22 protein-coding genes and 1 pseudogene are annotated in these 23,071 nt (G+C 67.2%); 13 read left to right on the forward strand and 10 right to left on the reverse strand.

Features of this window, described 5'->3' with window-relative positions:
- Positions 1 to 9 precede the first annotated feature (9 nt).
- Entirely contained in the window at positions 10 to 1,002 is a 993-nt protein-coding gene (locus ABZ803_RS18860) for an NAD-dependent epimerase/dehydratase family protein (RefSeq protein ID WP_357039432.1), read from the reverse strand.
- 221 nt (positions 1,003 to 1,223) lie between these two features.
- On the opposite strand from ABZ803_RS18860, the gene ABZ803_RS18865 reads away from it, so the two are divergent.
- On the forward strand, positions 1,224 to 1,859 hold the full coding sequence (locus tag ABZ803_RS18865) for a helix-turn-helix domain-containing protein (RefSeq protein ID WP_357039435.1): 636 nt from the start codon (positions 1,224 to 1,226) through the stop codon (positions 1,857 to 1,859).
- A gap of 61 nt (positions 1,860 to 1,920) precedes the next feature.
- Positions 1,921 to 2,319, forward strand: a complete 399-nt coding sequence (locus ABZ803_RS18870; protein WP_357039438.1) for an NUDIX domain-containing protein — start codon at positions 1,921 to 1,923, stop codon at positions 2,317 to 2,319.
- Positions 2,320 to 2,565: 246 nt separating this feature from the next.
- On the opposite strand, the gene ABZ803_RS18875 is transcribed toward ABZ803_RS18870, so the two are convergent.
- Complete coding sequence (locus tag ABZ803_RS18875) at positions 2,566 to 2,982, reverse strand: hypothetical protein (RefSeq protein ID WP_357039440.1); 417 nt, start codon at positions 2,980 to 2,982, stop codon at positions 2,566 to 2,568.
- 401 nt (positions 2,983 to 3,383) lie between these two features.
- Here ABZ803_RS18875 and ABZ803_RS18880 point away from each other — a divergent pair, with 401 nt between their 5' ends.
- The 4 genes from ABZ803_RS18880 to ABZ803_RS18895 all read left to right on the forward strand — a co-directional run bounded on the left by ABZ803_RS18880 (position 3,384) and on the right by ABZ803_RS18895 (position 6,529).
- The gene (locus ABZ803_RS18880; protein WP_357039443.1) at positions 3,384 to 4,580 is read left to right on the forward strand and encodes a lipase family protein; all 1,197 of its coding nucleotides are present in this window, start codon (positions 3,384 to 3,386) and stop codon (positions 4,578 to 4,580) included.
- A gap of 126 nt (positions 4,581 to 4,706) precedes the next feature.
- Positions 4,707 to 5,033 carry a plasmid stabilization protein gene (locus ABZ803_RS18885; protein WP_357039447.1) on the forward strand — a complete coding sequence of 109 codons (327 nt, stop codon included), beginning with the start codon at positions 4,707 to 4,709 and terminating at the stop codon, positions 5,031 to 5,033.
- 42 nt (positions 5,034 to 5,075) lie between these two features.
- Positions 5,076 to 5,318 carry a hypothetical protein gene (locus ABZ803_RS18890; RefSeq protein ID WP_062973520.1) on the forward strand — a complete coding sequence of 81 codons (243 nt, stop codon included), beginning with the start codon at positions 5,076 to 5,078 and terminating at the stop codon, positions 5,316 to 5,318.
- A gap of 149 nt (positions 5,319 to 5,467) precedes the next feature.
- Entirely contained in the window at positions 5,468 to 6,529 is a 1,062-nt protein-coding gene (locus ABZ803_RS18895; RefSeq protein ID WP_357039450.1) for an NAD-dependent epimerase/dehydratase family protein, read from the forward strand.
- A gap of 202 nt (positions 6,530 to 6,731) precedes the next feature.
- On the opposite strand, the gene ABZ803_RS18900 is transcribed toward ABZ803_RS18895, so the two are convergent.
- A complete protein-coding gene (locus ABZ803_RS18900; RefSeq protein ID WP_357039941.1) occupies positions 6,732 to 6,998 on the reverse strand; it encodes an IPT/TIG domain-containing protein in 267 nt (88 codons plus the stop codon).
- 45 nt (positions 6,999 to 7,043) lie between these two features.
- A pseudogene (locus ABZ803_RS18905) lies at positions 7,044 to 7,469 on the reverse strand (IPT/TIG domain-containing protein); the annotation flags it as partial.
- Positions 7,470 to 8,021: 552 nt separating this feature from the next.
- Here ABZ803_RS18905 and ABZ803_RS18910 point away from each other — a divergent pair.
- The 4 genes from ABZ803_RS18910 to ABZ803_RS18925 all read left to right on the forward strand — a co-directional run bounded on the left by ABZ803_RS18910 (position 8,022) and on the right by ABZ803_RS18925 (position 13,693).
- Entirely contained in the window at positions 8,022 to 9,812 is a 1,791-nt protein-coding gene (locus ABZ803_RS18910) for a choline/carnitine O-acyltransferase (RefSeq protein WP_357039453.1), read from the forward strand.
- 123 nt (positions 9,813 to 9,935) lie between these two features.
- Entirely contained in the window at positions 9,936 to 11,351 is a 1,416-nt protein-coding gene (locus tag ABZ803_RS18915; protein ID WP_357039456.1) for an MFS transporter, read from the forward strand.
- Between the two features lie 117 nt (positions 11,352 to 11,468).
- On the forward strand, positions 11,469 to 12,650 hold the full coding sequence (locus ABZ803_RS18920) for a pyridoxal phosphate-dependent aminotransferase (RefSeq protein ID WP_357039459.1): 1,182 nt from the start codon (positions 11,469 to 11,471) through the stop codon (positions 12,648 to 12,650).
- A 2-nt stretch (positions 12,651 to 12,652) separates the two neighbouring features.
- Complete coding sequence (locus tag ABZ803_RS18925; RefSeq protein WP_357039462.1) at positions 12,653 to 13,693, forward strand: NAD(P)-dependent oxidoreductase; 1,041 nt, start codon at positions 12,653 to 12,655, stop codon at positions 13,691 to 13,693.
- A gap of 63 nt (positions 13,694 to 13,756) precedes the next feature.
- Here ABZ803_RS18925 and ABZ803_RS18930 read toward each other — a convergent pair whose 3' ends face one another.
- Positions 13,757 to 14,353, reverse strand: a complete 597-nt coding sequence (locus ABZ803_RS18930; protein ID WP_357039465.1) for a TetR/AcrR family transcriptional regulator — start codon at positions 14,351 to 14,353, stop codon at positions 13,757 to 13,759.
- 52 nt (positions 14,354 to 14,405) lie between these two features.
- Between ABZ803_RS18930 and ABZ803_RS18935 the strand changes: the two genes are divergently transcribed.
- The 3 genes from ABZ803_RS18935 (at position 14,406) to ABZ803_RS18945 (ending at position 16,605) form a co-directional block, all read left to right on the forward strand.
- Complete coding sequence (locus ABZ803_RS18935; protein ID WP_357039468.1) at positions 14,406 to 15,272, forward strand: alpha/beta hydrolase; 867 nt, start codon at positions 14,406 to 14,408, stop codon at positions 15,270 to 15,272.
- A 95-nt stretch (positions 15,273 to 15,367) separates the two neighbouring features.
- Positions 15,368 to 15,742: a MerR family transcriptional regulator gene (locus tag ABZ803_RS18940; protein ID WP_040866293.1), complete on the forward strand. Its 375-nt coding sequence runs from the start codon at positions 15,368 to 15,370 to the stop codon at positions 15,740 to 15,742.
- Positions 15,739 to 16,605, forward strand: coding sequence for a TIGR03619 family F420-dependent LLM class oxidoreductase (locus ABZ803_RS18945; protein ID WP_357039471.1), 867 nt, complete (start codon positions 15,739 to 15,741; stop codon positions 16,603 to 16,605). Before ABZ803_RS18940 ends, ABZ803_RS18945 begins: the two co-directional genes overlap by 4 nt.
- Before the next feature lie 32 nt (positions 16,606 to 16,637).
- On the opposite strand, the gene ABZ803_RS18950 is transcribed toward ABZ803_RS18945, so the two are convergent.
- The 5 genes from ABZ803_RS18950 to ABZ803_RS18970 all read right to left on the reverse strand — a co-directional run bounded on the left by ABZ803_RS18950 (position 16,638) and on the right by ABZ803_RS18970 (position 22,926).
- The gene (locus ABZ803_RS18950; RefSeq protein WP_357039474.1) at positions 16,638 to 17,138 is read right to left on the reverse strand and encodes a flavin reductase family protein; all 501 of its coding nucleotides are present in this window, start codon (positions 17,136 to 17,138) and stop codon (positions 16,638 to 16,640) included.
- 341 nt (positions 17,139 to 17,479) lie between these two features.
- Positions 17,480 to 18,808 carry an MFS transporter gene (locus tag ABZ803_RS18955; RefSeq protein ID WP_357039477.1) on the reverse strand — a complete coding sequence of 443 codons (1,329 nt, stop codon included), beginning with the start codon at positions 18,806 to 18,808 and terminating at the stop codon, positions 17,480 to 17,482.
- Positions 18,809 to 18,931: 123 nt separating this feature from the next.
- On the reverse strand, positions 18,932 to 20,161 hold the full coding sequence (locus ABZ803_RS18960; RefSeq protein WP_357039480.1) for a cytochrome P450: 1,230 nt from the start codon (positions 20,159 to 20,161) through the stop codon (positions 18,932 to 18,934).
- A 10-nt stretch (positions 20,162 to 20,171) separates the two neighbouring features.
- Positions 20,172 to 21,434: a cytochrome P450 gene (locus ABZ803_RS18965; protein ID WP_357039483.1), complete on the reverse strand. Its 1,263-nt coding sequence runs from the start codon at positions 21,432 to 21,434 to the stop codon at positions 20,172 to 20,174.
- 199 nt (positions 21,435 to 21,633) lie between these two features.
- On the reverse strand, positions 21,634 to 22,926 hold the full coding sequence (locus tag ABZ803_RS18970; RefSeq protein WP_357039486.1) for a cytochrome P450: 1,293 nt from the start codon (positions 22,924 to 22,926) through the stop codon (positions 21,634 to 21,636).
- Between the last annotated feature and the right edge of the window lie 145 nt (positions 22,927 to 23,071).

Consider the following 23,071-nt stretch of genomic DNA (forward strand, 5'->3'; position numbering starts at 1 on the left):
CGCGGACCCTCACATGCGCGAACCGTTCTCGCGCCGCACCGATTCGACGATGGCGTCCCGGATGGGCCGCCAGCGCAGATCGAGCTCGGCCAGGGTCCGGGAATCGTCGGTCGGTGTGGCGGTGGTCAGCAACCACGCGGCCTCGTAGCTGAGCCCCGCGCTGATCGGCAGGAAGCGGGCGGCGGCGTCGGTGAGCCGCCCGAGTCCCAGCAGCGCGGCCTTCGGCACCGGCACCCGCCGGATCCGCTGTCCGGCAGCACTTTCCAGGATGTCCACGATCTCGTCGAACGCCACCAGGTGACCGCCGCACAGATAGCGCCGCGGCCCGAGACCGGGACGCATGACGGCGGCGTGCACGGCGGCCACGTCCCGGACGTCGATCATCTGCATCCCGCCGCGAATCCGCGGCGCGATCCGGGCCCGCAGAATCGCGCCCCAGCCGTCGGAGGTGATCCCGGCCTGCGCGCCGAGACCAGGGCCGACGACGCTGGAGGGGTAGGTGATCACGATCGGCGCACCCGCGGCCTGCAACGCCCGGGCGATCCGATCGGCGGCCGACTTGGTGCGGCCGTAGGCGCTGCGGCCGGGCGCGGTCGGGCTGTCGGGCGTGATGACCGGATCGGGGCTGGGGAAAAGCGCGCTGTAGCTGGCGACGTGCACGATCGGGTCCAGTCCGAGCGCTGTCGCGCGGGCCAGCACGGTGGCCGTCGCGTCGGCGTTGACTTCCCACATCAACTGCTCGCGCCGGTTGTCGGTGCCGACCACGCCCGCCGCGTGCAGGACGGCGTCGCATCCGTCGAGCAACGCCTCGACCACCTTCGGATCCCGGATGTCGCCCGGCAGCACCGACAGCGCTTCGGGCCCGGCATCGAACATCCCGACCGCCGCCGGGACCGATTCGCTCGGATGGACCAGCAGCACGACGCTGTGCCTCGCGCGCAGCAGTGCGGAAACGGTATGCGCGCCCAGGTAGCCGGTGCCGCCGGTGACCGCGATTCGCATCCCGGCTACCCCCTGTCGTTTCCGGTCGACCACTTCCGCGTTTCCGTTCCCCGCGCCACCGTCCACGGTCGACCGTTTCGTCCGCCCATCGCATTCCTTCGTCACCCTGAACTCACCTGTCCGGGCCGCCCACGGGGCGCCTTCGGCGCGCCGCGACAATTGCCCGGAGCATCGGCATAAATTCGATGCCAGTGGCATCGTAATAGAAGGCGGAAAGCGGCATGGACGAAACGGCACAGGACCCGCGGTCGGGGGCCCGGAGCGTCGGCCGGCCCCGGGACGAGTCGGTCGAGCAGCGCGTGCTGGCGACCGTCCGGGAGATGTTGGCCGAAGTCGGATGGGACGAGTTGAGCGTCCGGGCGGTGGCCGCACGCGCCGGAGTCGGCCGGGCTTCCATCGGTCGCCGCTGGCAATCGAAGGCGGAGTTGGTGCTGCACGCCGTTCTGGGTGAGACACCCGACCTGGGACCGTTCGAGGGCACCGATCAGGACGGGTGGATCGAGTGGGTGCTGCGCGGCAGCCGGGAATTGTTCGCGCGCGCCGATGTTCGCGCCGCAGTCCCCGGGCTGTTGACCGCGCTCGATCACGACCCGGACTTGCGCCACCGGCTGTGGGCCGGGTTCAGCACACCGGCGGCCGCGCTCTTCGCCGCGGGCGACCCGGCCGGACACCGTGACGGGACCGCCCGGCCGGGTGCCACCGAACCCCGCGGGCAGGCCGAGCTCGACGCCAAGGCCGTCATCGCACTGGCGGCGGGTGCGGCACTGTTCCTGGAGTTCGTCGCCGACGGCGACGACACCGCGCTGATCCACCGGCGCATCGGCGAACTGCTGCACCGCGCCGTCCTCGAGCGCTGATCCGGCGATCCGCGCGAAATCCGATTGACGTCCGGTCCGGGCCACTCAGTACAGTGGGCCGGTGATTCGCACGTCCGCGCTGGCCCATATCCGGGATCGCCGCCTGCTGCAGGCGCGCTCGGCAGGCAAAGACGTCTTCTACATGGCCGGCGGCAAGATCGACCCCGGCGAGACGCCAGAGGCGGCACTGCACCGCGAAGTGCGCGAGGAACTCGGCGTCGGCGTCGTCTCCTACGACGAACTCGGGGTATTCCACGCCGAGGCGTACGGCCACTCCCCCGGCACCCGCCTGCACATGACCTGCTTCACCGCGGAACTCGACGGCGACCCGCGCCCCACCAGCGAGATCGCCGAACTGCGCTACTTCACCGTGAGCGAGTACGCCGCGATGGACCACGTGGCACCCGGTTCGATGCTGGTCTTCCGCAAGCTCCACGAGCTCGGCGTGGTCGACTGGTAGCCCCCGGGAACTCCGCCCGGGGCACTGTCCTTGCAGCGCTGCCACCGGGGTGCTCATGGTGAACGCCGGTGGGGCCGGACGGCACCGTTCATCACGCAGAGCGGACGGCTTGTGGCGGAACCGCATTCGGCTTCGGAGCTACGTGACGCGCACCGGGTCCGCGACCCGGCGGCGGAACCGCACAGCCGCCGCATTCGGCTGGCACGACGAAGCCCGGGAGCCGCGACGAGCGATGCCGGCGTCAGATCACCCTTCGCTCCCACTCCGCACGGTCTCCGGAGCACGACGGGCATGCTCGGCCACCCAGACGCCGACGCCGATCGCCCCGGCGACCGGCCACGACACCAGCCCGGTGACCGCCGCCGCCCCGAGCCCGCCGAAATAGAGCAACGACTCCCGATCCGGTACCCGATTGCGCACCGCCGTGGTCGCCGACGAGACTCCGGTCGCCACGGTGCGCGGCCCGGGCGGAAGCGGAATACGGGCCATCCGCATGCCGACCGTGGGAACCGGCACGCGCAACCTGACGCGCGCGGCGGGCGCGGGCCGCGACCCGGTCTTCGATTCAGCCTTCGATTCGGCCTCGGCGCCGGGCACCGGCGGTGCCGTCTCCCGCGCCTGGGAGCCGGATGCGCGGACCTTCTCGGTTGCTGTCTTGGACATGACCGCTCCTTCCCTCGTCCTGCACCTCGTCACTGTGTATGTGATCCAGCCAAGCCGTGCTCGCCCCTCGTCGCAACCCCCGGCGTTCGCGGGGGCCACTCGACCGCGCGCAGGGCGCGCCGCAGGCGAACGGATGTCGCCTGCGGCTTCGAATCGACGCGAGTAACCAGAATGGCCAACAGATTGCTGGGCGTCACGATACCCGCGTTGAATCCGCAGGATTCGGAGTTCCACCGCCCGTAAAAAGGCCTTTCTGACCGATTCTGGTTTCACCCCTTGTGTCGCTGGTAATTTGCTGGTGGTACATCAACCCAGCCGGCTGATCGACGAATGCGGCGAACTACCCTTGGAGGTCAACGGTCGTGACTCGTCCATTTCTTCGTATCCTGGGCAGCGGGCGCATGGGTTCGGTCCGTGTCCTCGGTGCGGTCGGCGGCATGGCACTCACCCTGCTGCTGTCGACGACGGCAACCGCGGAGCCGATATATCCGCTGCCCGATCCGGACCCGTTCTACGCCGCGCCGGCCGATCTGGCGGCGCACCGACCAGGTGACGTGCTCGCGGTACGGCCCTTGCCGCCGCTGGCTTCCTTCCCGGGCGCCGCCGTCCGGCTGGTCGAGTTCCGTTCCACCAATTCGCACGGCGCGCCGATCGCGGCCACCACCACGATCGTCACCCCCGCCTTCCAGCGGCCCGGCATGCCACTGTTGTCGTACCAGCACTTCATCAATTCGCTCGGTACCGGCTGCGCGGTATCGCACCTGCTCTACGAGAACGATCTGAATCTCTCGGCGACGACGCCGATGTTGGGTGTGCTGCTCCAAGAAGGCTGGAGCCTGGCGCTGCCGGACCATCTCGGACCGCAGTTCGCCCTCGGAGCGGGACGTTTGGGCGGCCAGATCACACTGGACGGGATCCGGGCGGCGAGACAACTGCCCGAACTCGGGGTTCAGCAGAGCCCGGTGGCGCTGGCCGGGTACTCCGGCGGCGGTCTCGCCACGGCTTGGGCGGCCGCGCTGCAGCCCTCGTACGCCCCTGACGTGCGGCTGGTGGGCGCGGCCTTCGGTGGCGCGCCGATGAACCTGGAGGCGATGGCGGAGGGGCTGGGCTTGAATCCGCACCCGGCCTTCGGCTTGGCGATGGCCGCGGCGATCGGTTTGGAGCGGGAGTATCCCGACCAGGTGCGGATCAGCTCGAATCTCAACGCGCGCGGCCGCGCGCTGCGTGACGCCATGGCCAACAGCTGCACCAACGAGATCCTCACCATCGGCGCCGGTGGCAGCGCGCGCGAGATGACCGACAGCACCTCGGTCTTCGACATGCCCGAAGCATGGTCGGTGGTGAAGGACAACAGCGTGGAGCTCTACGGCGGCGCTCCGGAAATTCCGATCTTCGAGTGGCATTCGCCGAGCGATCCGCTGATTCCGATCGCTGCCATCGACAACACCGGCCGCCGTTGGTGCGCGGCCGGGGTGCGGTGGCAGATGGTGCATGTACCCGCTTTCGACCATCTGTCCGCGGCGGTCTCCGGCGCCCCTGCGGTGCTGGCCTGGCTCGAAGGCCGGGTTCGCGGAGAGCCCGCGCCGTCCAATTGCTGATGAACCGAGCCCCCGGGCGGCTCTCGGCCGCGACGAGCCGCCGGGGGGGTGATCCAGCAGGCGGACGGCCCGGACCGGATTGCGTCCGCACATGCGGGGTAAACCGCCATCACAGGAGGTGATCACATGCCGAAGGCTTGGTCGGACAAGCAGGAACGCCAATACGAGCACATCAAGGACTCCGCGAAAACCCGCGGCGCGAGCACTGATCGCGCGAAGGAGATCGCCGCTCGCACGGTCAACAAGAACCGCGCCCAGTCCGGGCAGTCCAAGACCGCGAGCAAGTCCTCGACCGACGACAAGTCACCGCAACAGCGCGGCGGACAGCGTTCGCACAGCGGCGCACAGGGGCCGACGCGCGACCAGCTGTACAACGAGGCCAAGAAACGCAATGTCGAAGGCCGCTCGAAGATGACGAAGAAGGAGCTGGCGCACGCGCTCGGACGGGACTGAGCAGGCGCGCCGCTCGACGACGAAGAAGCGAGAGGAGTGGAGATGGCCGAGCAGCAGGAAACGGGCACCGTTACCGGCACCAGGGACAAGGATTACAACCTGATCTGGTTCGTCGAAGCGTCCCTGGAGAATGCTCTGCGTCTGGATACGTTCATCCGGGACGCGGAACGCGACGGAGACAGCGAGCTGGTGGAATTCTTCCGCAAGGCGCAGGCCGACAGCCGTAAAGGTGGTCGGATGGGTAAAGAGCTTCTATCCCAGCGCCTGGCCAAATCCGATATCTGAGCTTTTCCCGACGACAGGCGGGGAGGGTGGCCGCGGCCACCCTCCCCGCCTGTTTCCATCTTTATCCAGCTGGAACGGATGGCCGGGTGTCGTCGTCCGGAGGCTGGGTACATCGCTCTCGAATCTCGCCGCCGAGCCGAGGAGCAGATATGCGCGTAGTCGTGGTCGGTGCCACCGGAAACGTGGGGACGAGTTTGCTGGAGACCCTGTCGGCCGAAGCGGGGGTCGGTTCGATCGTGGGAATCGCGCGACGCGTCCCGAGCAAGTCCTGGGATGGCGTCGAATGGGTGCAGGCGGACGTGCGAACCGACGACCTGGAATCCCATTTTCACGGCGCCGACGCGGTGGTGCATTTGGCATGGCTGTTCCAGCCCAGCCATCAGCCCATGGTCACTTGGCGCGCGAATGTGGGCGGCACGGAGCGCGTGCTGCGTGCCGTGGCCGCTGCGCAGGTCCCGGCTCTCATCTACGCCTCGTCGGTCGGCGCCTACTCCCCGTGCCACGACGACGAGCCGGTGCCGGAGAGCTGGCCGACCGATGGCTGGCCGCCTGCCGCGTACACCCGCGAGAAGGCCTATGTCGAACGGCTGCTGGATCGGTTCGAGGCCGAGAATCCGGATCGCCGCGTGGTCCGGATGCGCCCGGGGTTCATCTTCCGCCGGGAGACCGCCAGCCAGCAGCGGCGCTTGTTCGCCGGGCCGCTGCTGCCGAATCGCCTGATCCGGCCGGGCCTCCCGCCGATCCTGCCGCTTCCGCGGGGCCTGCGATTCCAAGCGGTACACAGTGACGACGTGGGTCGCGCCTACGCCCTCGCTCTCGCGACCGACGCCCGCGGACCGTTCAATTTGGCGGCGGAACCGGTGATCGACCGCGCCCGGCTGGCCGAGTTGTTCGGCGCCCGGGTGGTGTCCGTGCCGCCCGGACTCGTCCGCGCGGCGCTCGCCATGGGGTGGCACGCGCGGACCCTGCCCGCGGCGCCGGACCTGTTCGACGCGGTGATGCGCCTGCCGATCCTGGATACCGGCCGCGCGCGGGCGGAGCTGGGCTGGACGCCGCGGTTCACCGCCGTGGACGCCCTCCGGCATCTGCTCTCCGGTTTGCGCGCCGGCGCGGGGGAAGACACCCCACCCCTGGCTCGCGACGCGGGCGGGGCTTGGCGCTGGCGGGAATTCGCGTCCGGAGTGGGTGGCCGAGAGCTGGGTGTCGGCTAGCTCGCCTGCCGCTCTGCGCTGCGCAGCGGTCACCGTACCGGTGTCTGCGTCCGCCGACGATCTTGTCGTCCGACGACCCCGAGTCGACGTCACCACGACCGAAGGGGCCGACCTGTGCATCAGGGTCGACCCCTCCGGCCTTCGGATGCCGCTACCTGCGCAGTATTACTGCCTCAGACTCGGGCACATGCGGGCGGCGGCGTCAGCTGTAGATGAAGAACACGCCGCCGGCGATACCGCCCGGACCGGTGACCGTGACCGGCGCCGGACCGAAGCCCACCGGGGTGATCGCGGTGATCTGCGTGTCGGAATTCACCGTGAACGACACTGCCGGAAGGAAACCGAAGAATACGCCGGTGGCGCCGGTGAATCCGGTGCCGGTGATCGTGACCGCGGTACCGCCGGTCACCGGCCCCGTGTTCGGTGTGACCGAAATCAGCGTCGGCACCGAAACATACGTGTACGGCACTCCCGGACTCGTACCGACCGGAGTGGTGACGGTGACCGGCACGGTACCCGTTCCCGGCGGAGCGATCGCGATTATCAGCGTGCTGGAAATCCCGAAGAAGAACGTGGCCGGCGTGGCGCCGAAGTTGACCGAAGTAACTCCGGTGAAGCCGGTTCCGACGATCAAAACCACGGTTCCACCGGTCGACGGCCCGGAACTCGGAATGACCGAGGACACCACAGGAGGCTGCACGACGTAGGTGTATGGAAAGCCATTGCTGGTTCCGCCCGCATTGGCAACGGTGACCTGTACAGTTCCGGTGCCGGGCGGAGCGATCGCCGTGATCTGCGTATCGGAATCCAAAGTGAAAGTTGTTGCGGTCCCACCGAATCGCACCGTGGTCGGCCCGGTGAATCCGGTTCCGGTGATAACCACACTGTTACCCCCCGAAGTCGGGCCGGTGGTCGGCGATACCGAAGTGATAGTAGGCATGGCATTGCCCCTTTTCAGAGTTGACTACCTGCACCGGGGGGTGCTCGACCTTTTGGTTGCCCGGCTGTAACCATTAAGGCCCCGAAAGCCGCACTGCGGCAATGCATATTGCGATCCGTTTTCGTCTGTTTTTGTCCGATTCCGTCTGGTTTATGGTCCGTTGCGCTCCCCACACTCGGGGAGCGCATGGTTCGAGCCATCCGATAGCGTGCATCTGCCGTTCGGACAGACCGCTTCGGCGTACGCGACCAGGAGGTGGCCATGACGGCCTCCGACGTCGGTTCCGGTCCGCGAGTCGCCATCAGCGGGATCCGTTGCGCTGCGGCATGTCTCGTTGTTGTCGTCGAGCCGTCTCCAGCGGTGGGAACCGGCGTGCCCGGGCTCCGGTCGAGCCTCCGCTACCGAAGGTTCGCTCCGCGCTCGCGAGGCGGCACCGCCCGGTCGACCGCGGTGATTCCAGCCCGAAGATCCACGCACTGTTCGCGGAAAAGGCTCATCCGGCATTCCCACCGTTGGAGTCAGTTGCTGCGGTAGCGATGAGACACTCTCACGGTGACCGAGAAACTCGCCACCGAGATGTCCGTCAGCACATACGATTACGATGAGCAGCTGCCGCGACTTCCCATCCCGACATTGGAGGAAACGTGCGAACGGTTTCTCGAGAGGTGCTCGCCGTTGCTGACCGACGAGGAACTCACTGCCACGAAAGCGGCCGTGGAGCAGTTCCTCGCGCCGGACAGTGCGGCGCGGACTCGGCAAAGCGAGATCGAGCGATTCGATCGGACACCCGGCGTCCATAGTTGGCTCGACGCATTCTGGCACTCTCGCCATCTCGGCTATCGGGACAGTATCGCGTACAACGCGAATTCCTTCTTTCTGTTCCCGGACTCGGAGCATGGGCAACTCGAACGTGCCGCCGAACTGATCTTCCGTACCGCCGCGTACAAATTCGAACTCGACGCCGAGATGGTAGCGCCTGTGCTGCTGCGCGGCCGTCCACTGTCCATGCATCAGAACAGGCGCCTGTTCTCCACCACCAGGATCCCCGGCATCGAGTGCGACACCGTGCGCTCCGCCTACAGCGCCGCCGAGCCCGGCCCGTCGACGGCCCGGCACATCGTCGTCTTCTTCCGAAGTCATGCGTTCCGAATGGACGTCGTCGCGGCCGACGGTACCCCGCATTCCATCGAGGACCTGATCGCCGGGTTGGACGCGATCAGCAGAGCGGATCCGGCCGGGGAGGTGTCGCCGGGTGCGCTGACGACTGGACCACGCACCGCTTGGGCGAGGGCTCGCCAGGCCCTCATGGAACATCCGGACAACGTCGCCGCGTTCGACACGATCGAAACGGCGCTGTTCTGCCTCGCGCTCGACGACTTCGCGCCCCGAGACGAACTCGCTGCCTGTAACCGGCTCATGCACGGCGACGGCGGGAACCGCTGGTACGACAAAGCGTTGACATTCATCGTGTTCGCCGATGGTCGCTCGGGCGTCAACATCGAGGAGTCCGGCCTGGACGGAACCACCGTGGCCGGCTTGTGCGACGCGGTTGTGGCGAGTGCGACAGCTGTCTCGGCGGACAAGCCGGGACGGGCGCCCGCGATATCCCCGCTCGAATTCCGTCTCGACGAAACTGTCCGGCAGGCGGTTCGGCAAGCCTCGGCCGACTTCGCCGAGCAAGCGGGCGAGACCGCCACGGAGGTCGTCACGCTCGACGGCTTCGGCTCGGACACGGCCAAACGGCTCGGGATATCACCGGATGCGCTGGTACAGATGGCTTTCCAACTCGCTCATCAGCGGTCCAGGGGATTGCTCGGCACCACCTATGAATCCGTTGCCGTGCGGCATTACCGCCACGGCCGCACAGAAGCCCTCCGCGTGGTCACCCCCGAAGTCGTTCGCTTCGTCGCGTTGATGAACGACGAGACCGCCACGGCCACCGCTCGGGCCGAAGCGCTGCGCACCGCCGCGGCCGTACACGTCGCTCACACCAGAGACTGCCAGGCGGGGCGTGCTCCCGAACGGCACCTCGCGGAGCTACTGCGAATCCAGCGCCACCACGGCGGTGAGCCGCTGGCGCTGCACGAATCTCCTGGTTGGCGAATTCTGCGCGATGACTATCTCAGCACGAGTGCTGTGTCATCGATCAACGTTCGATTCTTCGGTTTCGGGCCGACAGCCGATCGATGCATCGGGATCGGCTACCTCGTTCAGCCCGGCGGTGTCAACATCCACCTCAGCGCAGCCGGGGGCATCGAACAGTCCTTGCGCCGATTCGCGCACGCTGTCTCTGTCGCCATCCCGGAGTTGTGCGATCTGCTCGAGACGACATCCGTCGCCTAGCATTGCGTGTCGATGAATGACTTGTCGAAGATGGCGGTTCTCGCGGAGCAGGATTCCCGCCCCGAGAGGTGAGTGGGGGTGAAAGCCTACCGAGAGCTTCTGGCAAATCGAACAGTATGCAATATGATCTTGTTCAGTCTGCTGTTCCGGACTGTTCTCAACTCCCAATCGCTGTTGCTGGTCATGCATGTGCGGCACACGTTGGACCTCTCGTACGGCGCCGCGGGCCTCTTGAGCACCGTGGTCTACCTGTGCATGGCGGGCACCGAGCTACAGCGCGGCCCGCGACTGGATCGCTCGGGCCTGCGGCCCACCCTGGCGCCGGCGATCGTGGTGAACGGGATCTGTTGGCTGGTCGCGCCATTCGCCCCGTTTCCGCTGTTGCTACTGCTTGCGGCGTTGGCAGCGTGGTTCGAGATCCCGATCATCAACGTCGCGAAACAGGCCATAACGGTCGCCACTACCGAACGCGAGCGGCGACCGGCGCTCGCCGCGTACGAGGTGACCGCGGATATCTCGCTACTGGTCGGGCCGCCGCTGGGTGTCGCGGCGATGAGTATCTGGGACACCGGGGTAGTGCTGCTCGTGGTCCGATTGGTGGCCGTGGGTTGCGGGGTCGTTTTGTTGCGACTGAATCCACCGCTGCGAACCGGTCCGAGCCGAGTGTCACGGCGTACCCCACACCGACTCTGGTTGCAGATCGGGTTCGTGGCCCCGAATATCGGGTACGCCGCGGCTGCCGCAGTCCTGTGTGCGGAGGAACTGAGTGTCATCACGGCCATGCACGATTTCCACGCCAAGAAGTCGATCGGGCTGGTGCTCGCCATCGGCGCAGCCGGTGCGGTGGTCGGTGGGTACGGTTACGGCGCGATCTCCAGAACCATCTCGCCGTATGTCCTGCTGGTCGGCCTCGGAGTCGGCGTGGTGCCTTGCAATTTGGCAACCGGGCCGGTTTCGCTGGCCATAGCCGTTTTCATCGTCGGCGTGCTGGCCGGTGCCGTGTTCCCGGCCAGCACCGATCGGATGAATGCCGTTGTCTCCGAAGACGCACTCGGTGAAGCCCTCGGCTTTCATTTCAGCCTGATGTGGGTGGGCGTGGCCATGGGAAGCATTCTGGCGAGCCAGTCCGTCGACTTCGCCGGTTCGTCAGGCGGCTTCCTCTCCGCGACCGTGATCGGCATCGGTGCGGGAATCGGGCTGGGCCGGATCGCGGCGCGTGCCGCGCCCACGCCCGGGGCGCCCGACGAAGTGAGTCGAGAACTCATCGTCACCACGACAAGGCGGATAGTGGACGCCGTCCTCGGCGACGATCTCTACGGCTCCCTCGACGCCAGGCCCGACGGAAATGACACCTCCGAGAAGAATGCGGACGCTCCCGTTCCCGGACACCGAAACCGAACGCAAATCGCGGCCGTACCATCCATGGATTCCGAAGCCGTCGACGCCGTCCGGACCGGGCAACGCTTCCCGACACCTTGGAGCGAAACTCCGTCACCGCACGAGCGGAAAGACTCGCCATGGAGCGGGCGCCCGGTTTAACTCCGGGTCTCGCCGACTACCGGCTGTCCGGATTTCGCTTTTCGCCGAGTGAGCATCCGATACGCCCAGAAACCACACGCATCAGCATGCAACTACCATCTCGAAGGTTTATCAACTGTGACATCTATTCGTACGCACTGCTCGAATCTTCCGAACCCGCTCGGGCACACTACCAGCACTACCTATGAGCGGCGCAGCCTCGATCGAGCCGTAAACCTTTCGGATGCCCATTGCCGCCAACCGCTGACGGCCTCGCAGAACGACATCGTCGAGCGGTTCCCGGAGCTGTTCCACGAGGCGCGCGAGCAATCGCAATCCGATCTGGAGGAAACGTTCCTCGCCGCTTTCCTGCATCTGGCCGGCGAGCCGATGCACGCAGATGTGTCCAGATATATGCTGTCGTATTCCGCATCATCCGCGATAACGATGGTGGTAAGTCATTGCGCTCGCGCGGGCAAGCGAGTCGCCCTGATCGAGCCGGTCTTCGACAACATTTCATCGATCTTGCGCCGAGAGGATGTCGAGCTCGTACCGCTGCCGGAACAAGATTGCACCGTCGAACGCCTGCCAGCGGCGATGGCCCGGCTCGAACCTGCGGTGATCTGGTTGGTCTCGCCCAACAATCCCACCGGATGGACGCTGTCGGAAGCGGAGTTCAGAACGTTGGTCCAGTGTTGCGTCGACCGTCGTTGCACCCTGGTCCTCGACGCCTCATTCCGCTTCTTCTCGCCGCAACCCATCGGTTGGTCGCAGTACGAGATCCTGGAGGAATCGGGAGTCTCTTATATCGTGCTGGAAGACACGGGAAAGACCTGGCCGACCAGTGAGATCAAAGTCGGATTGACGGTATGCAGTCCGGATATGTACAAAGACATGTACCGGCTGCACGACGACCTGTTGCAGAGCGTCTCCCCTTTCCATATCCGGGTGCTGACGGAATTCATCGAGGACAGCTGCAAGAATGGGGTTGAGCACAGCATCCTTCCTTTTGTACTCCAGAACCGGGATATCCTCCGGTCGATTCTTCCGGACGGCGAATTAGAATTCCTCACCGATTTGCGGTCGCCTGTTTCGGTGGACTGGCTGCGCCTGCGGGAGGGATGCGATTGCGAGCGCTTCGTCCACGAGGCGATTCGGGAGGGAGTCCACGTGCTACCCGGAACGAACTTCTACTGGAATCAGCCGGAGCGCGGGCGAGAGTTCGTCCGGGTCGCCTTGGCCCGCGACCCGCGACTGGTGCTGGAGGGCGCGCGGCTGCTGCGCGACACCGCAACCCGGCTCACCGCGAAAGAAGCGTGACGATGAGCGCTCGATCGAGCCGCTATCGCACCTTGCTGACCGGGGCCGACCCGACACCGGCCGATATCGAATGGCTGCGACGGCGGAATCTCGAAGTCGATGTTCGTCGCTACGACCTGTCCGAAGCCGAATTGGCGCGCGCCCTGGTCGGCAAGGACGCATACATTCTCGGTGGTGTGGAGCGCGCGACCGCCGCCGCGTTGTCCACTGCCGACGACCTCGAAGTCATAGCGTTCCTGGGTGTCGGGTATCAGCCATACGTCGATACCGCGGCAGCGACCGCGGCGGGAATCGCGGTGACCAACGCGCCAGGAGCCAACGCCCGTGCGGTCGCGGAATTCACGATCGGTCTCATGCTCGACGCGTGGCGCCGGATCACGGACCTGACGAGGGAAACGAAGGCCGGTCGATGGCCCGGGAGCAAGGGGCGCAACCTTCATGCGAAGACGCTCGGCATCGTCGGAATGGGGACCATCGGCGCTATCGTCGCCCGGATGGCGGCCGATGGGTTCGGGATGCGCGTGGTCTACGTGAGCCGAACAGCGAAACCGGAACTGGAACAGACCATCTCCGCTCGCCGGGTCGAGCTGGCCGAGTTGCTCGCCGAGTCCGATGTCATCAGTCTCCATGCTTCATCCGGCCCGCAGACGGCCCGGATGATCGGTGAAGCGCAACTGGCTGCCGTCAAGCCCGGTGCGATTCTGCTCAACACTTCCGAGGCGGAGCTCGTGGATCCAGCGCCGCTGCGAGCCGCGCTGCTCGACGGCCGCCTCGCGGCCGCTGCCATGGACGGCTATTACATCGTGCCCGCGCCTTCCGCGGAAGACGATCCCCTCGGGTTGATGGCATTGGGCGACACCAGGTTTCTCGTCACGCCGCACGCGGCGGGCGCTACCGAGGAGTCCTTCCGCGCGATGCTCACGGCCAATGTCGAGTCCATCGGAAATATTCTCGAGACCGGAGAAGACCCACGAGTCGTCAACCCGGGTTTTCGTGATCACGCCCGTTGGTCGCCTGCGCGCCGCAGGCCCTCGCGCCGATGATGTCGAATCAGTTCGGGCCGGATTCGCCGCGAGGGACTCGGATGATGGCGGACTGTTGATCTGCTATTCGCCCACCCCGTTCAGCATCTGCTCGATGCGGGCGCGCAACGACCGGCCGGCCGCGTGCAAGGGTTCGGTCGAGCGAAGGGTGCGGCTGAGCACGAAAGCGCCCTCGAGCGCCGCGAGGACGGCGAGGATGAACTCGCGGGCGTCCGGCGCGGGCAAGCCGCGGCGGACGAAGTAGTCGGCGCCCTCGTCGATCCAAGAGGCGATGACCTCGGCGGCGACTTCGCGCAGCCCGGGTTCACTGTCGGCGACCTCACCCGCGACGGTGCCGACCGGGCACATGTTCATCCAGCCGGTCTGTTCGATCTGCTCGGCCGCCGACGCGAACGCGGCGGGGATCGCCTGGCGCAGGTCTTCTTCGGCGTCCAACAGCAGCGGGAGCAACTGCAGGTACGCGGCTCCGGACGTGCGCAGCGCCGCGGCGGCGATCTGCGGTTTCCCCTCGGGGAAATGGTGATAGAGCGACCCCATCGGCGCGCTCGCGGCAACGGTGAGCTGCTTGACGCTGGTGCCCGCGTAGCCCTGCGTCCGCATCAGCTCGGCCATCGCGGTGACGAGGCGTTCCCGGGTGCTGGTTGACATCTTCTCGGTCACCGTTCCAGACTAGAGCAACTACTCTAGAGTGATCGCTCGAATGGAGGCGGACATGCCCGTTATCGAACTACCGGTTGGCCGGGTGCACTACGTCGAGCGCGGCGAAGGACCGCCGGTCGTTCTGCTGCACGGCCTGCTGATGAACCACACGGTGTGGGACGAAGTCATCGACGCCCTGCCCGACGGCTTCCGGTACGTGCTGCCGGACCTGCCGCTCGGCGCCCATCCCCTACCGCTGCGCCCGGGGGTGGACCTGAGCTTGCGCGGCCTGAATCAACTCGTCGCCGATCTGCTCGCCGCATTGGATCTGCGGGATGTCACGCTCGTGCACAGCGATTGGGGTGGTGCGCTGTTCCTCACCGCCTACGGGCTCGACGAACGCGTCGGCAGGCTCATCGTGCTGCCGTGCGAGGCGTTCGACAATTTCCCGCCCGGCCTGCCGGGCAAGATGGCCACCGTCGCCACCTATCTGCCGGGCGGCGTTTCGCTGGCGCTGCGGCAATTGCGCGTTCGATGGCTGCGTCGCTCGCCGCTGCTGTTCGGTTGGATGGCGCGGCGCCCGCTGTCCGACGCGCTGGTGCGCGGCTGGACCGAACCGGGGCTGCGGGATGCCCGGATTCGGCGCGACCTGCTCGCCTACACCAAGTCGGGATTCCGCAAGCCGGAATTGATCGCGAATACCGAGGCATTGCGCGACTTCCAGGGCGACGCGCTGATCCTGTGGTCGTCGGCGGGCAAGGTGATGCCGCGCGAGCACGGCCGCAGGCTCGCCGAACTCATCCCCGGCGCGAGGCTGGTCGAAATCGATGACGCCTACGTCCTTTCGATGCTCGACAAGCCCGCCGCGGTCGCCGAGGCGATGTCGGCGTTCCTGGTCGAGCGCCGCACCACGGAGCGGAACACTCGCCGACCGCGGTAACGCTCGGGCGACCACGCCGGGCAGCGCTCTCGGCCGCTTGCCTTGACGTCGACGAGAAGGTTTAGCGTGGCGGTGACGGCGGCGAAGGAGGACGGATGCGCATCGGCGAACTGGCGCAGCGGGCGGGCACGAGCACCCGGGCCCTGCGGTACTACGAGGAACACGGTTTGGTGCGGCCGCGCCGCGCGGCCAACGGGTACCGCTCCTACGACGACGCGGAGGTGCGGATCGTGGCGAAGATCCGTGAACTGCTCGGCGCCGGGTTCGATCTCGACGACATCCGTCCGTTCGTCACCTGCTTGCGGGCGGGCAACGGCTCCGGAGACGTCTGCCCGGACTCGGTCTCCACCTTGCGGCGCAAGCTGGCCGAGGTCGATTCGTATATGGAACGGCTGGCGCAGGTGCGTCGTCATCTGAACGACCGGCTCGCGGCGGCCTGCGAGTTCGACCGGATCGAGCAGCCGAGGTGAGATTCGCGGTCAGCTTCAGCACCCCCTTCTTCGGCGTCGACCCGGATCGGCTGATCGCCTATGCCCAGCACGCCGAACGCTGTGGATTCGAGGCGATCTACCTGCCCGAGCACGTCGCGCTGTACCCGGGTGCGACGATCGGGCCGATGGAGCTCACGCCGACGGTGCCGTTCGCCGACCCGCTCGACGCGCTGAGTTTCGTGGCCGCCGCGACGGATCGGATTCTGCTCGGCACCGCGGTGCTGCTGTTGCCCTATCACCATCCCGTGGTGCTCGCCAAACGCCTGGCGACGATCGACGTCCTGTCCAAGGGCCGGATGCGCCTGCTCACGGTGGGCCTTGGCACGCTGCCCGGCGAGGCGCGGGCCGCGGGCGTCGACTTCGCCACCCGGGGCCGCCGTGCCGACGAGGCCATCGATGTGCTCCGGCTCCTGTGGTCCGGCGGCGCGGACGGGGTGAGCTTCCAAGGCGAGTTCTTCCGGTTCGAGAACCTGTGCAGTTACCCGAAACCCACCGGGGACGGAACTCTGCCGATCCACGTCGGCGGATCGAGCCGCGCCGCCGCACGCCGGGCCGGATCCCGCGGCGACGGCTACTTCCCGGGCGGGGTGCTCGGGCCGGTCGAACGCGCCACCCAGCTGGAGATCGCCCATGCCGCGGCCGGTACGGCGGGCCGGGACCCCGGCACGTTCGAATACACCCGCTGGGGATCGATCGACATGCCCGCCGAGCGGGTCGAGGGAATGGCCGAACAGGGCGTCACGCGCATCGTCGTGAGCGCGAGTACGGGCGACCCGGAGCGCGCCCGCGACGAGTTGTCCGCCTTCGCAGCGCGCTTCGATCTTGCGAACGCACGAAGGTAGCGACCGCGCGCTCGTCGGCGCCGGAAACCTCCTCAGACGGCGTGGCCCGCAACCAGATCCGCCACCGAGTGATAATGCAGGGTATCGGCGGCGGGTCGCCGCACGTCGCCGTCCTCGGGTTCCAGCAGCATTCCCACGTGATCGCCGAAGTCGTAGCGCTCGCGGATGCGGGCGCAGAACCAACTGGGCACCGTGCTGAGCACCGGAATGCCATCGGGACCCGCGTGCCAGTCGCAGTGCACGAACTTGTCGATGTCGTCGCCGGTCTCACCGCCGAAAAGCCGCGCCAGCGACAGCTGTTCGCTGCCGAGCAAATGTACCGCGAGCCGCTCGGCGCGCTGCGCGACCCGGTAGGTGTGGTTCTTCTTGGACAGGCCGATCAAGAACCGGCGCGGCTCGATGCTGACCTGCGTCGCGAATCCGACGAGACAACCGGCGCGCCGGCCATCCGCCTGCGCGGTGACCAGCAGCACGGGATAGTCCGCCGCCGCGACCACCGCGTCGAACACTGCGGTCCGGTCTTCGGTAGCCATCGGTCCTCCCAGCGTGATGCAACGTCTTCCCCGGATGCCCGCGCGACCGTCGCGCAAACATGCCGGACCGGGCAGCGCTCACCCTACAACCGCGGCGGCCGGTCGTCTGAGACGGCGAAGCCGGAAGGGTGGGAAGCCCGGGTGACGGCCCGTGTAGATCGGCTCATTCCGGTCTACATCCCGTGGATGATAGTCCACCACAACGACTTACGCGCCGACACTGAAAACGCATGGTGGCGGTCGCCACATTGCGAGCGCACCGGTGCACTCGGCGGTCGACCTGCCCCGTCGCCCCCGGTTCAGCGGTGCCGGACCCGGCAGCGAGCGCCGCTGCCGGCGGATCATGGCTCCGGCTCGCGGCGCACCGGAACGTCGCCTGCGCGCCCTCGCAGGGTGAGTACGCCTGCGGCGGCGGCGATCATGCACAGCCCCACCACCCAGAGCCCGGCGCGCTGGCTTCCCGTCGCGTCCCTCAGCCCACCGGTGACGTACGGCGCCACGAAACCACTGACGTTGCCGATCGAGTTGATCAGCGCGATGCCGCCCGCCGCGGCGGCACCGGTCAGGAAGGTGCCGGGCAGGGCCCAGAACGTCGGCAGCGCCGCGAGCACGCCCACCGCGCAGACGGTCACCGCGACCATCGCGGCGAACGGATCGCCGAGGTACAGGGCCGCCGGAATGGCGAGGCCGCCGAGCAGCGCGGGCAGCGCGACGTGCCAGACGCGCTCGCCGGTCCGGTCGGCGTGCCGCCCCCACCACACCATCACCATCGCCCCGATCAGGTAGGGCACCGCGTTGATCAGCCCGCGCTGCACCACCGAGTACCGCGTGCCGTACTGCTGCTGGAAGCCGTCGATGATCGTCGGCAGGAAGAAGCCCAGCGCGTAGAGGCCGTAGACGATGCCGCCGTAGACCAAGGCGAGCCCGAGCACCCGAGGATGGGTCAGCGCACGACGCAGAGTCCAGTGCTCGGCGCTGCGCAGCGCGGCCTGCTCGGCGGCGAGTTCGCCCGCGAGCCATTCCCTTTCCGCGGGGGCCAGCCAACTCGCCCGCTCGGGACGGTCGGTCAGGTAGAACCAAGTCACCACCGCCAGCGCGATGGCGGGCAGACCCTCGACCAAGAACATGAACCGCCAACCGCTGAGCCCGAAGACCCCGTCGCCGTACTGGATGATCAGGCTCGACATCGTCGCGCCCAGCGCGGTGGAGATGGGTACCGCGGTCATGAACAACGCCACGATCCGCGCCCGTTGCGCCTGCGGGAACCAGTAGGTCAGATAGAGCAGGATGCCGGGAAAGAAGCCCGCCTCCACCACACCCAGCAGGAACCGCAGGATGTACAGCACGCCGGCGTCGGGTACGAACGCCATCGCGGTGGCCACCAGACCCCAGGTGACCATGATCCGGGCGATCCAGCGCCGGGCGCCGAACCGGTGCAGCGCCAAGTTGCTCGGCACCTCGAGCAGGAGGTATCCGACGAAGAAGATGCCAGAGGCGAATCCGAAGGCGGTCTCGGTGAGACCGAGGTCGGTCTTCATACCGCTGGGCCCGGCGAACCCGATGTTGACCCGGTCCAGATAGTTGACGAAGTACAGCAGCCCGAGAAAGGGCACCAGGCGAATCGTGACCTTGCGCAGCGTAGCGCCGGCCACCTCGGTGGTGGAAACCATCAGCGCACTCTCGGCCCCGGACCACCGCTTCGTCAAGTGCGCCGCGGGAGAACCGCTCTCGCGCGAGCACGCGAGAACGGCCGCCGCGCGCCCCCGTCCGCGACCGGGGGCGCGCATCCGCCGCTAGTCGGCCGGCTCCAGGTACACCGGAAGCCTCGCGTGTCCGTTGGAGATGAAGCTGGACACGGTGCCGAGTTCATCGGGTCCGGCCGCCAAGCGCATGTTCGGGAAGCGCCGGAAGAGCGCGGGCAGGGCGATCTCGGCTTCCAACCGGGCCAGCGGCGCACCCAGGCAGTGATGCGCCCCGTACCCGAAGGACATGTGCTCCTTCGTCGCTCGCCGCACGTCGAACTCGCCCGCGGTGGCGCCGTGCAGCTTCGGATCGCGGTTGGCCCCGGCGTAGGACGCGAGAATCGGCTCGCCCTTGGCGATGCGCAGTCCGTCGATCTCGATGTCGTCGGCGGCGAAGCGCAGCGGAAGATGCGCTACGGGCGCCTCGTAGCGCAATGCCTCCTCGATCAGGTCGGTCCAGGTCGCCCGCTCGCCGGTCACCTCGGCGAGCTGGTCGGGGTGGGTCAGCAAGGCGAAGACGGCCTGATCCAACAGGTTCACCGTGGTCTCGTGCCCGGCGCTGATGACAAGCAGCAGCGTGTCGATCAACTCCTGCTCGGCCAGCTGCTCGCCGTCGTCCTCGTCCCGGTGCGAGATCAGCAGGCTGGTCATGTCGTCACCGGGCGTTTCACGCCGGTAGGCGACGAGCTCACCGAGGATCCGGTACATCTCCAGATAGTTCGCCTGCGACTGCTCGGGCCCGAGCGAAGTGTCGAAGATACCGTCGACGCACGTACGCAGACCGGCGTTCAGGGACTCCGGGACGCCCATCAGCGCGCTGATCACCTGGATCGGCAGCGGGTAGGCGAAGCCTTCCCTGAGGTCCACCGCTTCGCCGGCGGGTGTGGCCGCCAGTTCGCTCAGCAGGTCCGCGGTGATCTGCTCGATCATGGCGCGCATCGCCTGGGTGCGGCGGTGGGTGAACGCGGGCGCGACGAGTTTGCGCAGTCTGCGGTGGTTCGCGCCGTAGGCGGTGAACATGTTGTTCACCGCGACCCACGGCAACAGCGGCCAGTCCTGGGGTATCTCGCCGTTGATGAGCGCGGGCCAGTGCTGCTTGCCGTCTTTCGACACCCTTGGATCGGCCAGCAACCGCTTGAGCAGATCGGCGTCGGTGACCGACCACGCCCGCACACCGCCCGGCAATTCGACGAGGGCCACCGGCCCGCGCGCGCGGATTCGCGCGGATTCACCCTGGATGTCGGCGCCTGTCGGATCGAGAACTAGGGGCTGTGTGTCCATCGGGAACTCCTTAGAAGACGGTCAGCGGAGGGGATTTCGGAAAGACCACGGGCAGCGACACCAGCGCGCGGTGGAACGGGCCCGGCCGCCAGTTCAACTGGCTGGGCGACACGGCCAAGCGCAATTCGGGCAGCGCGTCGAGGATCTGATCGATCGCGTCCTGGACCACCAGGTACGCGGCCGATCGGGCGGGGCAGGCATGCGGTCCCACGCTCCACGCCAGATGCGCGCGGCTGTCGGTGCGCTGACCGACACCGATCGCGGGATCGTTGTTGCAGCCCGCCATGCTGATCACGACCGGCTGGTGCGCCGGCAGCCAGACATCGTCGATGAGGATCGGCTGCTTGGGATAGCTGACGCAGTAGTTCGCCATCGGGGGGTCGTTGAACAACACCTCGTCGAGGGCGTCGCGGGTCGAAAGGCTCCCGCCGAGAAAGTCTCCCGCGAACCGTTCGTCGGTGAGCATCAGCAGCAGCGTGTTGACGATCAGGTTCTGCATCGGTTCGATACCGGCGCCGTAGAGCGTGACCAGCTGGTGGATCATCTCCACGTCGTCCAGGCCCGCCTCGTGCCGCAACAGCCGCGAGGTGATGTCGTCACCGGGGTCTTTGCGCTTGAGTTGCACGAGTTCGAACAGCGCGTCGGTGAGCATCGCGTTGCCCTTGTCCGCGTTCACGCCCTCGAAAATGGCGGCCATGCCGGTGGCGACCTGCTGGCCGATATCCGCCGGGCAGCCGATCATGGCGTTGAGCACCGCGAAGCTGAGCGGGAACGCGTACTGGCTGATCAGATCGGCCGCACCGTCCTCACAGAACGCGTTGATCAACGGGATGGCGATCTGCTCGATGGTTCCGTGCAGCGCGTGCAGATCTACCCCGGCAATGCTCGCGACGTTCGCCTGCCGGTAGCGCAGATGTTCCAGGCCGGAACTGCGCAGCGCGTTCGGCCGCCACTCCAGCATCGGCAGGACCGGGCACTCGCCGGGAACGTCCTTCTGCCAGGTGCGCGGATCGGCCGGGAAGTGGTCGGGATCGTTCAAGATACGCAGCGCGGTGTGGTAGCCGATCACCAGCGTGGCGGGCAGGTTCGGCGATAGTTCGACCGGCACGAGCGGACCGTACTGCCTGCGCATCTCGCGGTAGGCCTGGTGCGGATCCTCGGCGTATTCCTGCGAGTACAACGGGTAGCGAGGGCCGCTGCTATCGATCGGCGAGCTGTGCGTGACGGGGCACCCGTTCGCGAATGTGGACGGCGGGAAATGTGGCGTGGTCAAAGACGAAACTCCAGAGGAACGAACATTTCGACGAACGCGATCGCCCGGCGCGTGCGCGCCGCGACGGCGTAGGTCGACGTGATGCGGGGGAATCGGTGACAGGCCGGCGCACACCCTCATCAGCTGTGCACGACGACCTCTGAGCGGCAACCTCCTTCTGGTCGGATGCGACGGCGTCGGCACGCCGGGCGGAGCGAGACTACGGCACAGAACTCCCCTCCGGCTGATCCCAGAAGACGGGCAGCGGCGGCGATTCGGGGAAGAGGACGGGCAGGGCGGTCAGCGATCGATGGAACGGACCCGGCCGCCAGGTCAGCTGCTCGGCGGGGACGGCCAGCCGCATCTCGGGCAGCGCGTCCAGCAGCTGATCGATGGCGTCCTGCGCGATCATGTAGGCCACCGAACGGGCCGGGCAGGTGTGCGGCCCGACACTCCAGGCCAGATGAGCCCGGTTGTCGGTGTACTTCCCGGTGTTGATCGCCGGGTCGTCGTTGCAGCCGGCCATGCTGACGACCACCGGCTGGTGCGCGGGTAGCCAGACGCCGTCGATGAGCATCGGCTGCCGTGGGAAGGTGACACAGTAATTCGACAGCGGCGGGTCGGTGAACAACACCTCGTCCAGCGCGTCCCTGGTCGACAAGCTGCCGCCGAGAATGCCGCCGGCGAACCGCGGGTCGGTGAGCATCAGCCGCAGGGTGTTGACGATCAGATTCTGCTCCGGCTCGATGCCCGCGCCATACAGCATCAGCACCTGCTGGGTCATCTCCGCGTCGCTGAAATCGACGGGATGGCCCAAAATCCGGGAGACGATGTCGTCGCCGGGATGGGACCGCTTCAGCGCCACCAACTCCGCCATCGCGTCGTTCAGCATCGCGTTGCCCCGCTCGGCCTCCACGCCTTCGAACATCGCCGCCATCCCCATCGCCGCCCGCTGCCCGATTTCCAGCGGGCATCCGAGCATGGCGTTGATCACCGCGAACGACAGCGGAAAGGCGTATTGCGCGATCAGATCGGCCGAGCCCTCGCCGCAGAAGGTGTTGATCAGCGGAACGGCGATCTGCTCCACCGTGTTGTGCAGCGCGAACTGGTCGATCTCGTCGATGGCCGCGACGGTGGCCTGCCGATACCTGGCATGTTCCAGGCCGGTGTTGCGGATCGCGGCCGGACGCCACTCGAGCAGTGGCAGGACCGGGCAGTCACTGGGCACGGTCTGCTGCCAGGTCCGCGAATCGGCGGGAAAATGGTCGGGGTCGTTCAGGATGCGCAGCGCGGTGTGGTAGCCGATCACCAATGTCGCGGGCACGCCTGGCGACAGTTCCACCGGCACCAACGAACCGTATCTCCTGCGCGCCTCGCGATAGACGCGGTGCGGGTCCGATGCGAAATCGTCCGAATACAGCGCGACGCGGGGGTCGTCGGAGCCGACCGGTGAGCCGTGCCGGACCGGGCAGCCGCTGGAGGAGGACGATGTCGAGGACTGTGGGTGGGTCAAAACGTGACTCCAAGGTCGGAACGTTCGACGAGCAGGGTAAGCACACGACCCGCGTCCCGTGGTCTCGGGACCCGATTGCCATGTGAGCTTCGCGAATTCGACTCTACGCCGAATTGCACTGCGGCAGAGCATATCTCGTGCGCCG

Origin of the sequence: Nocardia sp. NPDC047648 (assembly GCF_040642815.1) — a bacterium.
Classification (GTDB): domain Bacteria; phylum Actinomycetota; class Actinomycetes; order Mycobacteriales; family Mycobacteriaceae; genus Nocardia; species Nocardia gamkensis.

What these genes read in the sequence shown, in the direction of transcription:
- ABZ803_RS18860 (WP_357039432.1), bottom strand. Translation starts at nt 1,002, where the DNA reads ATGCGAATCGCGGTCACCGGCGGCACCGGCTACCTGGGCGCGCATACC.
- ABZ803_RS18895 (WP_357039450.1), top strand. Translation starts at nt 5,468, where the DNA reads ATGCGCGTAGTCGTGGTCGGTGCCACCGGAAACGTGGGGACGAGTTTG.
- ABZ803_RS18875 (WP_357039440.1), bottom strand. Translation starts at nt 2,982, where the DNA reads ATGTCCAAGACAGCAACCGAGAAGGTCCGCGCATCCGGCTCCCAGGCG.
- ABZ803_RS18940 (WP_040866293.1), top strand. Translation starts at nt 15,368, where the DNA reads ATGCGCATCGGCGAACTGGCGCAGCGGGCGGGCACGAGCACCCGGGCC.
- ABZ803_RS18925 (WP_357039462.1), top strand. Translation starts at nt 12,653, where the DNA reads ATGAGCGCTCGATCGAGCCGCTATCGCACCTTGCTGACCGGGGCCGAC.
- ABZ803_RS18955 (WP_357039477.1), bottom strand. Translation starts at nt 18,808, where the DNA reads ATGGTTTCCACCACCGAGGTGGCCGGCGCTACGCTGCGCAAGGTCACG.
- ABZ803_RS18915 (WP_357039456.1), top strand. Translation starts at nt 9,936, where the DNA reads ATGATCTTGTTCAGTCTGCTGTTCCGGACTGTTCTCAACTCCCAATCG.
- ABZ803_RS18890 (WP_062973520.1), top strand. Translation starts at nt 5,076, where the DNA reads ATGGCCGAGCAGCAGGAAACGGGCACCGTTACCGGCACCAGGGACAAG.
- ABZ803_RS18885 (WP_357039447.1), top strand. Translation starts at nt 4,707, where the DNA reads ATGCCGAAGGCTTGGTCGGACAAGCAGGAACGCCAATACGAGCACATC.
- ABZ803_RS18880 (WP_357039443.1), top strand. Translation starts at nt 3,384, where the DNA reads ATGGGTTCGGTCCGTGTCCTCGGTGCGGTCGGCGGCATGGCACTCACC.
- ABZ803_RS18935 (WP_357039468.1), top strand. Translation starts at nt 14,406, where the DNA reads ATGCCCGTTATCGAACTACCGGTTGGCCGGGTGCACTACGTCGAGCGC.
- ABZ803_RS18950 (WP_357039474.1), bottom strand. Translation starts at nt 17,138, where the DNA reads ATGGCTACCGAAGACCGGACCGCAGTGTTCGACGCGGTGGTCGCGGCG.
- ABZ803_RS18960 (WP_357039480.1), bottom strand. Translation starts at nt 20,161, where the DNA reads ATGGACACACAGCCCCTAGTTCTCGATCCGACAGGCGCCGACATCCAG.
- ABZ803_RS18865 (WP_357039435.1), top strand. Translation starts at nt 1,224, where the DNA reads ATGGACGAAACGGCACAGGACCCGCGGTCGGGGGCCCGGAGCGTCGGC.